The sequence below is a fragment of the Clostridium cuniculi genome (assembly GCF_004353185.1).
Classification (GTDB): Bacteria; Bacillota; Clostridia; order Clostridiales; family Clostridiaceae; genus Clostridium; species Clostridium cuniculi.
Genome location: NZ_SMUS01000007.1, coordinates 87,357 through 102,640 on the forward strand (window position 1 = coordinate 87,357; position 15,284 = coordinate 102,640).

Below are 15,284 nucleotides of genomic sequence, written 5' to 3' on the forward strand. Positions count from 1 at the left end.
ACATAATTTTATTTTATTATTTTTTAATGGATAATTCAAAATAAATTATCCTATATTTAACTTTTTACTGCTCCTAAAGTCATACCTGTTACAAAGTACTTTTGTACAAATGGATATACTAAAAGTATAGGAACTGTTGCAACCATTGTAATTGCCATCTTAATTGATTGCGGATTTGACTTACTTGCATTTTGTAATAATGGATTATTAACATCCACATTAGAACTTGCATTATCAATAATTTTCATTAACTCATATTGCAGCGTTGTCATACTAGCATTTCCTCTAGCATAAAGGTAAGTATCAAACCAACTATTCCATTGCCCAACTGCTATAAATAATGCTATTGTTGCTATAACTGGTAAACATAACGGCATTACTATCTTGTAGAAGGTTGTCCAATCGTTTGCTCCATCAATTTTAGCTGATTCATAAAGAGCTTCTGGTAAACCATCCATAAATGATCTCATTACTATTACATTAAATGCACTTATTAAACCTGGTAAAATATATACTGCAAAATTATTTATTAATCCTAGGTTTTTAACAACTAAGAATTCTGGAATTAATCCACCACTAACATACATTGTTATTATAAATAATAATGTAACTGCTTTATTAAATATAAAATCTCTTCTACTTAGTGTATAAGCAACCATTGCTGTTGCAATAACTCCAGTAACAGTACCAATAACAGTTCTTAAAATAGAGTTAAAGAATGCTAATGGTAATTTACTACTTCCTGAAAATACTTGTTTATAATTTGCTAATGTAAATTCTCTTGGCCATATATATATTCCACCTTTTACTGTATCTGTAGCATCGTTTAATGAAACTGCCAATACATTTAAGAATGGATATAAAGTTATCACAATTATGAAACACATTATTATTGTAAGTACTATATCAAAAACTTCTATTTTCTTTCTTTTCTTTCTCATATTTTCCTCCTTACCTAGATCAATGACATAATTAATCTAAACGAATATTTAATTTCTAACTTAATAAACTTCCTTCTCCATCGTTAAACTTTTTAGACATTTTATTTGCTAAGAAAATTAAAACAATTCCTACAACAGATTTAAATATACCTATTGCTGTACCAAATGAATATCTAAACATTCCAATACCATAATCTAATGCATACTTATCAATAACTAATGATTTACTTGCAACTATTGGATTTCCAAGTAACATTTGTTTTTCAAATCCTATATTTATTAAGTTACCAATACTCATTATAAGAAGTACTAATACTGTACTTTTTATAGAAGGTAATGTTATACTAAACATTTGTCTAAATCTTCCTGCACCATCAACTTTAGCTGCATTATATAATTCTGGATCTATAGCTGTCATTGCAGCTAAATAAATAATTGCATTCCACCCCATTTCCTTCCATACATCTGAAGCTGTAACTACTCCCCAAAACATACTTGGAGTAGACATAAATTGTATTGGAGTATCTATTAAATTAAGCTTCATCAATATTTCATTAACAATTCCTGATGATGATAACATATTTGTAACTAAACTCGCTGCAACAACCCAAGATATAAAGTGTGGTAAGTAAGAAATTGTTTGTGCTGTTCTTTTGAATTTAGAAGATCGTATTTCATTTAATAACAATGCAAATGTTATTGAAGCTATTGTTCCAAATACTAGACCTAAAATACTCATACCTAAAGTATTTTGAAGTGCTTGATAAAACTGATCTTCCTTAAATAATGTTATAAAGTGCTTAAATCCAACCCACGTTTGATCAAAGAAGCCCTTTTGAGGTTTATAATCCTGAAATGCCATTGTCCATCCAGCTAATGGAAGGTATTTAAATATTATTACCCATATAACAAATGGTAATGACATTGCTATTAAACATTTTTGTTTCTTAATATTATTCCAAGTAATTTTTCTTTCTTTAGGTTTCTTAATTCCCTTTTTTATTTTTTTTGTAGTATTAACTTTTTCTGTTACTTGCACCATTTATTCCTCCATTCCCTTAAGTTCTGTTGATACTATTATTTTAGTCCCTCTTCCATTTTCTAGATACCCATAAAAATGTATATGTTTTCATGTAAAAATTAGAGTATTCTATCAGAAAATACATGTAAAATTTAATATATTACATTTACATGAAATTTTTAATGATAAACCCCTTAACAAATTATGGTATTTCTTTCAAGTCATTTATATTAACATTTATTTAGACTACATTAATAGGAGGTTTATTTAATGACACAATATATATATAAGAACTCTACTTTCCCATTAGATGTAAGGGTAAAGTCTCTAATTTCTTTACTAACTTTAGATGAAAAGATTTCACTCTTACCAACTAGACAAGCTGCAATTGAAAGATTAAATATTAGTAAATATAGTGTTGGTGGAGAAGCTGCACACGGAGTTGTTTCTAATACTGGACCATCAACTGTATTTCCACAACCCCTTGGTTTAGCTTCTACTTTTGATGAAAAATTATTAGAAGAAATAGGTTCAGTAATAGGTGATGAAGCTAGAATTTATTATGATAAAAGTAACAGAAAATATGGTTTGACCTTATGGGCTCCAACTATAGATATGGAACGTGATCCTCGTTGGGGAAGAACTGAAGAAGCTTATGGAGAAGACCCTATTTTAACTGGTAAACTCTCTTCTAATTTAATAAAAGGTATGCAAGGTTATGATGACTTCTATCTTAAATTAGTCCCTGCTCCAAAACACTTTTATGGAAATAATAATGAAGAAGGCAGAATTTATTGTTCATCTAGTATTGATAAAAGAAATAAAAATGAATACTATTTAAAGGCTTTTAAACCTGCCTTTGTAGAAGGAAAAGCTAAGTCAATGATGACAGCTTATAATTCTATCAATGGAATACCTTGCATACTAAATAAAGAAGTGCAAGATATCGTTAAAGATACTTGGAGATGTGATGGATTTATAGTTTGTGATGGTGGTGATTTTTCTCAAACTGTTGATTATCATAAATATTATAAGACTCATGCTGAAACTATAGCTGGTGCATTAAAAGCTGGAATTGACTGCTTTACAGATGATGCAGAATTAGTAATAAATGCAGCTAAAGAAGCAATATCCAGAAATCTTATAACTGAAAAAGATATTGATAAGGCAATATCAAATATATTAAAAATTCGATTTAGGCTAGGCCAATTTGATGATGACTCTTTAAATCCATATGCAAATATATGTCCAGAAAAACTTTGCTCTAAGTCTCATAGTGAGCTTTCCTTAAAGGCTTGTTTGGAATCAATTGTACTTCTAAAAAACGAAAATAATATTCTTCCTCTTAAAGAAGATAAGATTAATAGTATTGCAATTCTAGGTCCATTAGCCAATGAAATATATAGAGATTGGTACTGTGGAACACCACCTTATAAAGTAACAATGTTAGATGGAATAAAAAATAAATTAATTAATAAAGATATTAAGTTTCACAATGGAAATGATATTGTTAAGTTATCTGTTAATAATGAACATTTATTTAACAATAATTTTGAAATTTGTGATTGGGGATTTGGTAGTATTACTTTAAAAGATACTTATACCAATAAATATTTAACTCTTGAAGAAGATGATAATAAAATCTCCCCTTCTGCTGATATTATATGGGGATGGTTTGTAAAAGAAGTTTTCAAATATAATGATATATCTGATAACAACTTTACATTAAGAACCTGGGATAACGGAAAAATTTCTTTTAATAATGGATTACTAAATAAAAATGTTGATGAAAATAGTGATCTTATATTAAATAAAAAAATTATTGAAAATGGTATAAAAGAATGTACAACTCTTGCTGCCAATAGTGACGTAGCTATAGTGGTTGTTGGAAATCATCCATTAATTAATGGTAAAGAAGAAATAGATAGAACTGATTTAATTTTACCTCCATCTCAAGAAGAACTAATAAAAAGTGTATATTCTGTAAACCCAAATACAATCGTAGTAATGATTAGTAGTTACCCTTTTGCAATAAATTGGTGCAATGATAATATTCCTGCAATTCTTCATTGTACTCATGGGTGTCAAGAACTTGGAAATGCACTAACTCAATGTTTATTTGGTGATTATAATCCAGCTGGAAGATTGCCTATGACATGGTATAAATCAATAAATGATTTACCTTCTATTATGAATTACGATATTATAAATAGTAATTCAACATATATGTATTATAAAGGTGAACCTCTTTATGAATTTGGTTATGGATTAAGTTATACAAATTTTAAATATAGTAATTTAGTAATTAGCTCTAATAAAATTAGTAATAGTAAAGAAATCAAAATTGATTTTTTACTTGAAAATATAGGTCCTTTTGATGGTGATGAGGTCGTTCAACTTTATGTTTCATTAACTTCAAGTAGAGCGAAACGACCAATTAAACAACTAGTAAATTTTAAAAGAATACATTTAGATAAAAATGAATGTAAATGGGTTACTTTTAAATTAAATAGTAGTGATTTAGAATACTTTGATGTTTCAAGTAACAACTTTATTTTAGAAAGTGGCAAATGTTCAATATTAATAGGTAGTTCTTCAAAAAATATTAAATTAAAAAAAGATATAACTATTATAGGCGAGACCTTAAAGCCTAGAAACTTATCATATCTAACTAAAGCTGAAGATTATGATAGTTGTAATAATATTATTTTAGATGAATGTAGTTTAGGTGGGACCTGTGTAACAACTTCTAAAAACAATCTGTCTTGGATAAAATTTTCTGACGTTGACTTAAAAAACTATTCTATTTTATCTATAGAAGCTATTTTTAACTCTATAGCTAATATAGAAATACGAATCGATAGTATTAATGGAGATATTTTAGGTAGTTTAAAAATTACAACTGAAGAAATTAAAGATAATTGGAATAATCATATTTGTAAATTAAAACCTTTAAACTCTATAAATGATTTATATTTAGTAATTAATGGTGATTGCTTAATTAATTCATTAAAGTTTATCTAAATTTATAATTAAAATATTATAAAAATTAAAGATATAGATTAAGAAAATATTTAGTAAATTCTTAATCTATATCTTTTTATTAACTTGAGTATTTTTCCTTTAAAGCTACTTCTACATCACTTAAAATACTATCTTCCATTCTTAAAATTAAGTAGCAAACAGCACTAGCTCCAAACAAAGTAGCTATTAATGATATACTTGTAAAATTAACAATTGCTACCCCTATAATTATTAAAGAAATATTAGTTAGTGTTATATAAAATTTCTTAAATACTAACTTAATAGATATTATAAATAAATCTATAGTTTTAGCATTTATCCTTGCTAATATAGGATATATATACAAGCTTATTGCTCCCATAAATATAGCTAAAGCTATAAAAACATAAGAAATTATTTTCATATTAATTGAAAAAAAGTATCCAATATCTATATAAGAAATCATTAAAACTATATTTATTATTGCAGATATAAATATACCTTGTGCAAAATTAATTTTATAAAAGTGAAAATAATCTCTAGTAGCCACTTCTTGCTTATCCTTCATTAATCTTCCCATAACAGAAAACATAGTGGATAATGCTGGACCTATGGATATTCCTAAAAATGTTAAAATAGGAATAGATAAATTTTCTCCCGAAATAAAAAAATAAATTATAAATGGTGAAACAGTTACTAAAAACCATATATTTGTTATAAACAAATACATCACCTTACTAGTTAATAAATAAATTCTATTATCACAAGCTTCTCTAGAATTTGCCATATATCCACATCCTTTTTACTATAATACCCCTTTATTACCTCTGTTATTTTTTAATTATACTAAGTTTAAATTTCTATTTATACATTAAATATTACATATAAAATACATTTAAAATTAGTTATTATAAAATAAAGGCTGAAAACTATATTTTTATAATTTTCAACCTCTATTTTTTTTAATTATTATTTAAATATAAATAAAAATTTGCTTCTGTTAATTTTTGATATGGAGCTACCCAAAGTGCGGCAATTCCTAATGTTACTAATGAAAGCAACCACCATCCAATAAATGTTAAGTTCAAATAGAATAATTCCCACTTATGACCACTCATTAAATTAACACTTTCATTTATACATTGTGTTATAGACTTACTTGGATCTTCTGACAATATATAAAATGCCTGTGAAAACATAAGAGATACTATTATACCTGGTACTATAAATAATAAAGTTCCTGCCAAAACAGCTAAGGTTATTAAAATATTTAATCCCAATGTTTTTAAATAAATATTAAAGCTTGAAAATAATGTATCAAATCTAGGTTCTTGTCTCTTAGTTGCCATATCTAATAAAAATCTACACAATCCAACTGATATAACACCACCTAATAATAGCGCAATTAAATCTAAAGAATATGACAGTCCTTCCATACCTAGCTTGGAAGCTGCCTTATATCCTACATCTACCTCTAATATTATATTAGCAACTAACACTGTTCCTATTGCTACTACCCACTTACCTCTTAACTGCTCCTTTGCTCTACTTTTTAATTCTGCTGTATCCACAGCACCACCCCCTATATTCTATTGTGAAAATATGGTGATATTTGTTAATATTGTTTTTCATACTCGTACATATAATAATTGCATTGATTCATTCCTAGATTAGAGTAGGTCTTTTGTGCAACATAATTCTCTCTTTCCACATATAATCTTATTCCACATATATTTTCATCTTTATCACACATATCTTTTATATAAGTATATAATGCTTTAAAGACTCCTATTCCTCTATTTTCTTTATTTACATAAACACTTTGCACCCATAAAAAAGTTCCGTTTCTCCAATCACTCCACTCATAAGTATACATGATTTGTCCAACAACCTTGCCATCTATCTCACAAACATGATAAACACCTTTACTTTCATCTTCAATTAATCTTTTAACACCATTAGTTAAAATATTCATATCAAGTTTTTTATCTTCCGTTTCAAATGCAAGATTATAATTATATTTAGCTATAATATTTACATCATCTAACGTTGCTCTTCTTATTTTCATCTTAACCTCTCCTAAAAATTATTCTAAAAATATATCTATATAGTACCATAGCATTTAACTATTGTTAATATTTTCTATATAACTATATTAATAATATCATTATACAAAGTAAAAAGGTATAAAGAAATCATACTAAAATTTCTTTATACCTTTTTACTTTTTCTATTTCATTTTCTTTAATGCATTTTTCATATTTTCTAAAGCATCTTTAAATTTCTCTTTTGCTTCTCCTCCAAGATCCTCAATTTCATTAATGACATTACTAATTTCATCGCCTATTTCTTGTGAAAGTCTTCCTTGCTTAATCTTTTTACTAATTTGATTTACTTTTTTCTCAAGTTTTTCAAAAGCCATAATTAAAACCTCCAATGTCTATAAATAATTCTATATAATTATCTTATCCATTTTATATTTTAAAATACCTCCTACTCTTTTGATAATCTTTACACAAAATGTATGATTTTAAATCAACTCTCTAAGTAAATCCATTCTAACTTCATATAACTCTATAGAATCTTCCTTTAAATACTTCCAATAGTTCTTATTTCCCTTTAATTCTTTCAATAATTTATTTAGCTAAATCGTCATCTTAAATATCTAATCCCCATACACCTATAAAAATCAAAGCCTCCATATATCTTTTTATACTTTTTAAATATTATATGAAGTTATATTTTATAGTATTGTTAAAATTTGTAATTTTTTTATTCTTTTACCCATGTTGCTATATACTTATAATTATTTGGCATACCGCTAATATTAGGATCACTTACTTTGAAATTTCCTTTTATCCCTTCTTCCTTACAGGTTAATTCAAAATGACACATTGCAATTCCCATATCAATCCTTTTAATATCATAACTATCTTCTTTTTTTTCTTCCTTCTCTTCATTTACATAAAAATAAAATTCATTTCCACGTTTAACTATTCTCCAGGGTTGTTTATTAACTGCAGATGGTGCTAATCTTACATTTTCAAACATATCCTTAAACCCATCCAAAGTACAATATTGAGTTAATGGACATGAAAAATCTCTAAGGTAAAATATTTCATTCCATTGTTTTCTTTTATCACATTTTGATATAAACCTCATAGTTTTATCAATAAGGCTTCTCTTTTCTTTCGCATACCCTATAGGCAACACTATTGGTAATATTTCTCCTTCTCTTAGCTCCATAGCCTTTGTGAACTGTCCCTTCTTAAAGGTTCCCCCTATCCAACATGTACCTAACCCCATAGATGTTGCATATAGAACTAATGACTCCATTTCATAACCTAACTCTTCTAAAGAATATTGTCCCTCTTTTACCTTTGCTACTATAAACTTAGTTGCTCCTTTAATTACTCCATAAGTTCCAAGTCTGGCACCATTTATACGTTCTTTTGAGTCTAATATTTTAAATGTTATATTCTCTTTAAACGGTCCACTTATTTCATTTATATAATCATTAAGTTTTCCTACTATTTCACTTGATATTTCTTCAGTATTATAAGTTCTTATAGACTTTCTCTTTCTAACTATATTATTTATAGGTTCATTAAATATAAATTCCTTAATTATAATCCCCTCCTATCCTTTTAATTTTTAATATTATAAAAAAACTCACATTTATTAATATTTATTATTACTTCTATTTTTATTCATTTATATTTTTATTTATAAAAAAATGCCATCATAAATAAAATTGATAGTATTTCTATTTCCCCTACTTCTTTATTTAAAAATAGAGACGTATTTTTACGCCTCTACTATACTGATTATTGCTTAAATATATATGCTTTTATTACTCCAAAGAACTCTCGCACATAAAATACTAATGCTGAAGCCTTATGTGATGGTGCAGGATAACTATAAGTATTAAAACCAACCTCTTTTGCTAAAAACTTAGCCCTATACATATGAAAATTATTAGATATTATGGTTATTGTAAAATCTTCTTTTCCAGTCTCTTCTTCTAAAACATTTTTAGTATATAAAAAATTCTCATAAGTATTTGTTGATTTATCTTCCATTATAATTAAACTTGGATCAACACCATTATCTACTAAGAAATTTCTCATAGCTGCGGCTTCAGCCATATCTTCTCCCTCTCCTTTTCCTCCAGATACCACTATTTTCACATCTGGATACATTTCATGAAAATCTAATGCGGTTTCTAATCTATATAACAAGGATGCACTTATACTGCGCCCCCTTAAACCTGCTCCTAAAACCACTAAATAATCTGGCTTCTGAGTATCATGATGATGTCCATTATAAATTATAATACTCTCAATTCCTATAAATATTACTAATCCTATAGTAAATATAGTCATTATTATTATTCTATAAACCTTAGGGATATGACCCCAAATATCTATATTGAACTTTAATTCAACATACCCATAAACCAGTAAAACTATCCCTAAAATACAAAAAGCGCTAGAGAAAGCTATAAATCCAAACATTACCTTTAACATTAAGTAATACAAAATTAATAATATACCTATAATTTCAAAAGAAATATATACATTCTTTTTTCTCTTTGACATATAATTATTCATAAATTTTTCCTTTCCAATTCTTTTTATTATATTATAAAATATAAAATTGTTAATATAAAATATTATTTTACTTTTTACCTAATAAAGCAATTAATTATATTATTAGTTTTCATTTTTATTAATAAAGTACTATAATGAAAGTATACAAATAGATACAAGGAGATAGGAACATGAATCTTAATAGAAATGACCACTGTTGGTGTGGTAGTAATAAAAAATACAAAAATTGTCATTTGCAATTTGATGAAAAAATAAACTCTTATAGGCTTAAAGGTCATATAGTACCACCTAGAAGCATCATTAAAACACCTGAACAAATCGAAAAAATAAAAGAAAGTTGTGCTATTAATACTGCAGTTTTAGACTTAGTAAGCAAAAATATTAAAGCTGGGATGTCAACTGAAGAAATAAATACTATAGTTCATGATTTTACAGTATCACAAGGTGCAATTCCAGCTCCACTTAACTTCCAAGGATATCCTAAGAGTGTTTGTACTTCTGTAAATGATGAAGTATGCCATGGTATTCCTAGTGAAGATATAATATTAGAAGAAGGAGACATTGTTAATGTAGATGTTTCTACTATATATAATGGATATTTTTCAGATGCCTCTAGAATGTTTAAAATTGGAAATGTACATCCTGACTTAGAAAAGTTAGTCAGAGTATCAAAAGAATGCTTAGATAAAGGCTTAGAAGCAGCTAAACCATGGGGGTACTTAGGTGATATAGCAGAAGCTGTACAAAAACATGCTGAAGCTAATGGCTACTCTGTTGTTAGAGAGTTTGGAGGACATGGAATAGGACTTGAATTCCACGAAACTCCTTTCGTTTCTCACGTTGGTAAAAAAGGTACTGGAATGTTGTTAGTTCCTGGTATGGTATTTACTATTGAACCTATGATAAATATGGGTTCTCCTGATATATTTATTGATGAAGCTGATGGTTGGACAGTTTTAACTGAAGATGGTTATCCTTCATCTCAATGGGAATATACAGTTTTAGTAACTGAAACTGGTGTTGAAGTATTAACTCATTAATAAATAAAAATGGTGTAGATTGTATATCTGCACCATTTTTATTTATTCTAATATATATCATCATTTATTAACATTTTAATTATTTCATCCCAATTTTTATAATAATTTAATATATAATATCCAATTTATTGTCTATATTTTGTCATATTATTAAAAGTAATATTTCCTATTTAAATTTTAATAATTCTGTTATAAAATTAATTAATAAATGCAAGAAACATTTCAATGTTTTACACACTCTGAAAGGAGACATTCAATATTGAATACAGAATTAACTAAAGAAAACCTAGAAAAAATTTATGGTAAAGTAAGCCCTTTTGAATTTAAAGATAAATTATTACAACTTGCTACAATAAATAATAATACTATCTTAGATGCTGGTAGAGGTAATCCAAATTGGACAGCAGCAACTCCTAGACAGGCTTTCTTTACATTTGGGCAATTTGCTATATTAGAAACACAAAGATCATTAAATATTGGTGATTTAGCTGGAATGGTTCAAAAAGAAGGAATCTCCAAAAGATTACTTGAGTATATTAATGCTAATCCTTCTTTACCTGGAATAGATTTAATAAGAGAAATTTATAACTATGGTATAAATGAACTTGGATTTGATGAAGATGAATGGATTTTTGAGTTAGCTGATGGAATAATAGGCGATAATTATCCTGTTCCTGATAGAATGCTTGTACATATAGAAAAAATAGTTAATAAATATTTATTAAGAGAGTTATGTGGAAATACACAATTTGAAGATGATTTTGATATTTTTGGTGTTGAAGGTGGAACAGCTGCAATGTGCTATATTTTTGACTCTTTAGAAAAAAATCATCTACTAAATAAAGGAGATAAAGTTGCACTTATGACTCCAATCTTTACTCCATACTTAGAAATACCTCATTTACCACATTATAATTTTGATGTAATTAATATTCATGCAAATGAAGTTGATGAAAATGGAATACCTACATATCAATACTCTGAAGATGACTTAAATAAATTAAAGGATACAAGTATAAAAGCTGTGTTTATAGTAAATCCAAATAATCCAGCTTCAATAGCATTAAATGATAAATGTAGAGAAACCTTAAAAGATATAGTAAATAATTATAATCCAAATTTAATGATTATTACTGATGATGTTTATTGTACATTTGTTAATAACTTTAGATCTGTTCTTAGCGATTTACCTTATAATACTATTGGAGTTTATTCACTTTCAAAGTATTTCGGTGTAACTGGATGGAGACTTGGAACTATAATATTAAATAAAGATAACATATATAATAAATTAATTTCAGAAATGTCAGAAATACATAAAGCTAATTTAAATATAAGATACTGTCATTTATCTTGTAATCCTGAAAAAATATCATTTATAGATAGAATTGTTGCAGATAGTAGACAAGTTGCTTTAAATCATACTGCTGGACTTTCAACACCACAACAAGTTCAAATGGCATTCTTCTGTGCTTTTGCATTAATTGATTCTAATGATAATTATAAAAATTTGACTAAATCAATTTGTCAAAAGCGTAAACAACTATTATGCCAAGGGCTAAATGTTAAAATATTTAATGATCCACACTACGCTTCATACTATACTGAAATAAATATTTTAGATTGGGCTAGAGTTGAATATGGAATTGAAGCAAGTAAGTATATAGAAAAAAATTATACTCCTTTTGATATACTTTATAACTTAGCTAAAAACTATTCTACTGTTCTTTTAAACGGTGATGGTTTTGCTTCATCTAGATGGGGACTTAGAGTTTCTCTTGCCAATTTAAATGATGAAGCCTATTTAAAAATCGGACAAACGTTAAGAGAAATATTTGATAACATTATAAAGGAATTTAAAGCTAATCATAAATTAGAAATAAGCTGCTAATACTAAAAGTGCCTAATACTTATTTATAGGCACTTTTTTCTTTAGTTTGCTTTTTTAAATAATTTAATATCAAAATTTAATATTATATAATATACTTATTAAAGATTAAATGGAGATGATTTTATCCGATGATGTTTCACGTCCCTGGATAAGTTCATCTAGCCAAATATGAAATTTGGAGGTTTAGTTATGGAAAATAAAATAGATCAATTAAGCAAAATATTAAGTGAAAGTAATAACATAGTATTCTTTGGTGGAGCAGGTGTTTCTACCGAATCTGGAATTCCTGATTTCAGAAGCTCTAATGGATTATTTAATGAAAAACTTAATATAACATTTACTCCAGAACAACTAGTTTCACATAGCTTTTATATTAGATATCCTGAAGAATTTTTTAATTTTTATAAAGCAAAACTAATATATCCTGAAGCAAAGCCTAATGGAGCTCATATAGCCTTAGCTAAACTTGAAGAAATGGGAAAACTAAAAGCTGTTATAACTCAAAATATAGATGGATTACACCAGGCTGCTGGTTCTAAAATAGTTTACGAGCTTCATGGTTCTGTTCTTAGAAATTATTGCGTAAAATGTCATGCTTTTTATGATGAAAAGTTTATTTTAGAATCTAAAGGAGTACCTACTTGTACTAAATGTGGAGGAACAGTTAAACCTGATGTAGTTCTTTATGAGGAAGGATTAGATGATTCTACAATTAGAGGTGCTGTAAATGCTATAGCTAATGCAGATACATTAATAATAGGTGGAACTTCTCTTGTTGTTTATCCTGCTGCTGGTCTTATTGATTATTTTAAGGGTAAAAACCTTGTACTTATAAATAAGGGTACAACTTCTGCTGATAATAAAGCTGATTTAGTTATTAATGATTCTATTGGAAAAGTATTAACTACTGCTGTAAATTCAATTTCCTAGGAAATTACTAAAAAAATTATCCTAGTCAAGGAAAATTACTTTCCTCCACTAGGATAATTTAATGATATATTATTCTGCAGCTTTTTCTGAAGAATTTTCTATTTTATCAGAATTTTCTTCATCTCTGCATTTGCACTTATTTTCTTCTTTTTTATGATCCTTACACTTACTATCCTCTTTCTTTACATCTTCCTTGCATTTATCGCTATCTTTTTTGTCATGCTTCTTATGACCCTTTTTATCATCTTTGCATTTTTTCTTATCTTCTTTTTCTTTTTCTTTTTCTTTTTTCTTTTCTTCCTTTTCTTTCTTCTTGCAAGGATTACTTGAAGTATCTTCTACATCATCTTTTGATGATCCCTTAGAAGTCTTTTTACTCTTATCTTCTGTACTCTTTTCTTCTGGAGCTGAAGTTTCCTTCTCCTTCTTTTCCTCTTTATTTTCTGAAGGCGCTTCTATTGTAGCCTTATTACCATCTGCTGGACTAGTACTTAAAGTTTGTGCATAAGTAGTAACACCTTCAACCATCATTAATGCAGAACATATTAATAATGATACAACTTTTTTCTTCATAACTTTTTTCCTCCAATGTTTTCTTTAGTTTATTATTACTCCTAAGTATTTCAAGTTTAGTATTACCCTTTTTAAGCCAAATTATTATTGTCCACCACCATTGTATAGCCCTAAAACTATGATGTAAATAAATCCTTTTTAACTACTAATTTCTCAAATTTGTACAATATAGAAAAAATCTTTTTATCATAGACTAATACTTCTATATTAGTTCCTGAAACCATAGGTGATATTTTAACTTGAAATTCTCCATTAGCCTTTGCTTGAGTTGTTCCTACAGTTCCATTTTCAGATACAATAATAATATTACTGTTAGGAAGAGTCTTACCTGTAATCTTATCACTACTTGATGTAATCTTATCTACTTCTAAGTTAACGTACTCTTCATAATCTGAAATTACTTGTGCTGCCATCATTGCATGTCCAACTTTATTAGGAGAAATTCTAGCTACTCCATTTTCAACCTTAAAATTTAAAACTTCATCATTACTTAATATGTGATAACAATCTAGAATTTTATAATCATAATTACTATTATTCTTAACTATTAAATCATTAATTAAACTTATTTGTTCATCAAAAAAATTATAAATATTACATTTTTTATTAATAGGATTATATACTGTATTTACATATATTTCTGATTCCGGCGCTAATTTTTTAATTTTTTTTATTATCTTAGGAAAATCTTTTGAAAATTTATTTACTTCATTTAAAATTTCACTTTTTATTTCATCACTATTTAAATATTCACTTATTATAGAATCAAACTTCTCTTCATCACATCCCTGTAATATAGTTTCATCTATATTTAGATTTGCTAATATAGCATTTAATATATTGTTACCTCCAATTGATACTGTAATTAAATCTGAATCTTTTATTTTTTCCTTATTTTCGTCTATTATATTTAATAGATCTGATGAAGTTATTCCATCCTTACTTAAATTACTGTAATCTAAATTATCATTTAATGCATATAAAAAATCTTTAATTAATGAAACATATGCAACATCATAATCATTATCTGCTTCCGTAGATATCTCATCACCTATAGCAACATACTTATCCAATACCTTATTAGAAACTTCCCCCTTAACTTGCATAGCTATAGGTAGTGCTAATAAAATTATTCCTATAGTTATTATAAGTATTACTTTAATTCTATTCCTCTTCTTCACAATACACCCTCCACACTTTTGAACTCCTATACTTATTATAGGTGCTTTTTTTCTAAATTTATAGATTTTTTAGGTATTTTTTTCCAAAAAT

Annotated in this window: 14 protein-coding genes; 4 read left to right on the forward strand and 10 right to left on the reverse strand. The window is 27.0% G+C overall.

From position 1 onward, the window contains the following. Positions 1–56: 56 nt before the first annotated feature. Complete coding sequence (locus EJJ37_RS04905) at positions 57–941, reverse strand: carbohydrate ABC transporter permease (protein WP_133014477.1); 885 nt, start codon at positions 939–941, stop codon at positions 57–59. A gap of 55 nt (positions 942–996) precedes the next feature. Next, the gene (locus EJJ37_RS04910; protein WP_133014478.1) at positions 997–1,983 is read right to left on the reverse strand and encodes an ABC transporter permease; all 987 of its coding nucleotides are present in this window, start codon (positions 1,981–1,983) and stop codon (positions 997–999) included. Between the two features lie 249 nt (positions 1,984–2,232). On the opposite strand from EJJ37_RS04910, the gene EJJ37_RS04915 reads away from it, so the two are divergent. Continuing rightward, positions 2,233–4,986: a glycoside hydrolase family 3 C-terminal domain-containing protein gene (locus EJJ37_RS04915; RefSeq protein WP_133014479.1), complete on the forward strand. Its 2,754-nt coding sequence runs from the start codon at positions 2,233–2,235 to the stop codon at positions 4,984–4,986. Positions 4,987–5,065: 79 nt separating this feature from the next. On the opposite strand, the gene EJJ37_RS04920 is transcribed toward EJJ37_RS04915, so the two are convergent. From EJJ37_RS04920 to EJJ37_RS04945, 6 genes are all read right to left on the reverse strand, one after another. After that, entirely contained in the window at positions 5,066–5,752 is a 687-nt protein-coding gene (locus EJJ37_RS04920; RefSeq protein ID WP_133014480.1) for a DUF624 domain-containing protein, read from the reverse strand. Between the two features lie 175 nt (positions 5,753–5,927). Beyond that, entirely contained in the window at positions 5,928–6,536 is a 609-nt protein-coding gene (locus EJJ37_RS04925; protein ID WP_133014481.1) for a DUF975 family protein, read from the reverse strand. Positions 6,537–6,580: 44 nt separating this feature from the next. Then, on the reverse strand, positions 6,581–7,033 hold the full coding sequence (locus EJJ37_RS04930; RefSeq protein ID WP_133014482.1) for a GNAT family N-acetyltransferase: 453 nt from the start codon (positions 7,031–7,033) through the stop codon (positions 6,581–6,583). Between the two features lie 162 nt (positions 7,034–7,195). Beyond that, a complete protein-coding gene (locus tag EJJ37_RS04935) occupies positions 7,196–7,387 on the reverse strand; it encodes a hypothetical protein (protein WP_133014483.1) in 192 nt (63 codons plus the stop codon). 350 nt (positions 7,388–7,737) lie between these two features. Continuing rightward, positions 7,738–8,598, reverse strand: coding sequence for a nitroreductase family protein (locus EJJ37_RS04940; protein ID WP_338032246.1), 861 nt, complete (start codon positions 8,596–8,598; stop codon positions 7,738–7,740). 194 nt (positions 8,599–8,792) lie between these two features. Continuing rightward, positions 8,793–9,578 carry a YdcF family protein gene (locus tag EJJ37_RS04945; protein ID WP_133014485.1) on the reverse strand — a complete coding sequence of 262 codons (786 nt, stop codon included), beginning with the start codon at positions 9,576–9,578 and terminating at the stop codon, positions 8,793–8,795. A 170-nt stretch (positions 9,579–9,748) separates the two neighbouring features. On the opposite strand from EJJ37_RS04945, the gene EJJ37_RS04950 reads away from it, so the two are divergent. The 3 genes from EJJ37_RS04950 to EJJ37_RS04960 all read left to right on the forward strand — a co-directional run bounded on the left by EJJ37_RS04950 (position 9,749) and on the right by EJJ37_RS04960 (position 13,439). Next, positions 9,749–10,618: a methionyl aminopeptidase gene (locus EJJ37_RS04950; RefSeq protein ID WP_133014486.1), complete on the forward strand. Its 870-nt coding sequence runs from the start codon at positions 9,749–9,751 to the stop codon at positions 10,616–10,618. 256 nt (positions 10,619–10,874) lie between these two features. After that, entirely contained in the window at positions 10,875–12,509 is a 1,635-nt protein-coding gene (gene aspD / locus EJJ37_RS04955; protein WP_420808520.1) for an aspartate 4-decarboxylase, read from the forward strand. Between the two features lie 189 nt (positions 12,510–12,698). Further along, positions 12,699–13,439: an NAD-dependent protein deacylase gene (locus EJJ37_RS04960; RefSeq protein ID WP_133014488.1), complete on the forward strand. Its 741-nt coding sequence runs from the start codon at positions 12,699–12,701 to the stop codon at positions 13,437–13,439. Between the two features lie 69 nt (positions 13,440–13,508). On the opposite strand, the gene EJJ37_RS04965 is transcribed toward EJJ37_RS04960, so the two are convergent. Together EJJ37_RS04965 and EJJ37_RS04970 are read right to left on the reverse strand one after the other, a co-directional pair. Then, positions 13,509–14,012, reverse strand: coding sequence for a hypothetical protein (locus tag EJJ37_RS04965; protein ID WP_133014489.1), 504 nt, complete (start codon positions 14,010–14,012; stop codon positions 13,509–13,511). Positions 14,013–14,128: 116 nt separating this feature from the next. Further along, complete coding sequence (locus EJJ37_RS04970; RefSeq protein ID WP_133014490.1) at positions 14,129–15,193, reverse strand: Ig-like domain-containing protein; 1,065 nt, start codon at positions 15,191–15,193, stop codon at positions 14,129–14,131. Between the last annotated feature and the right edge of the window lie 91 nt (positions 15,194–15,284).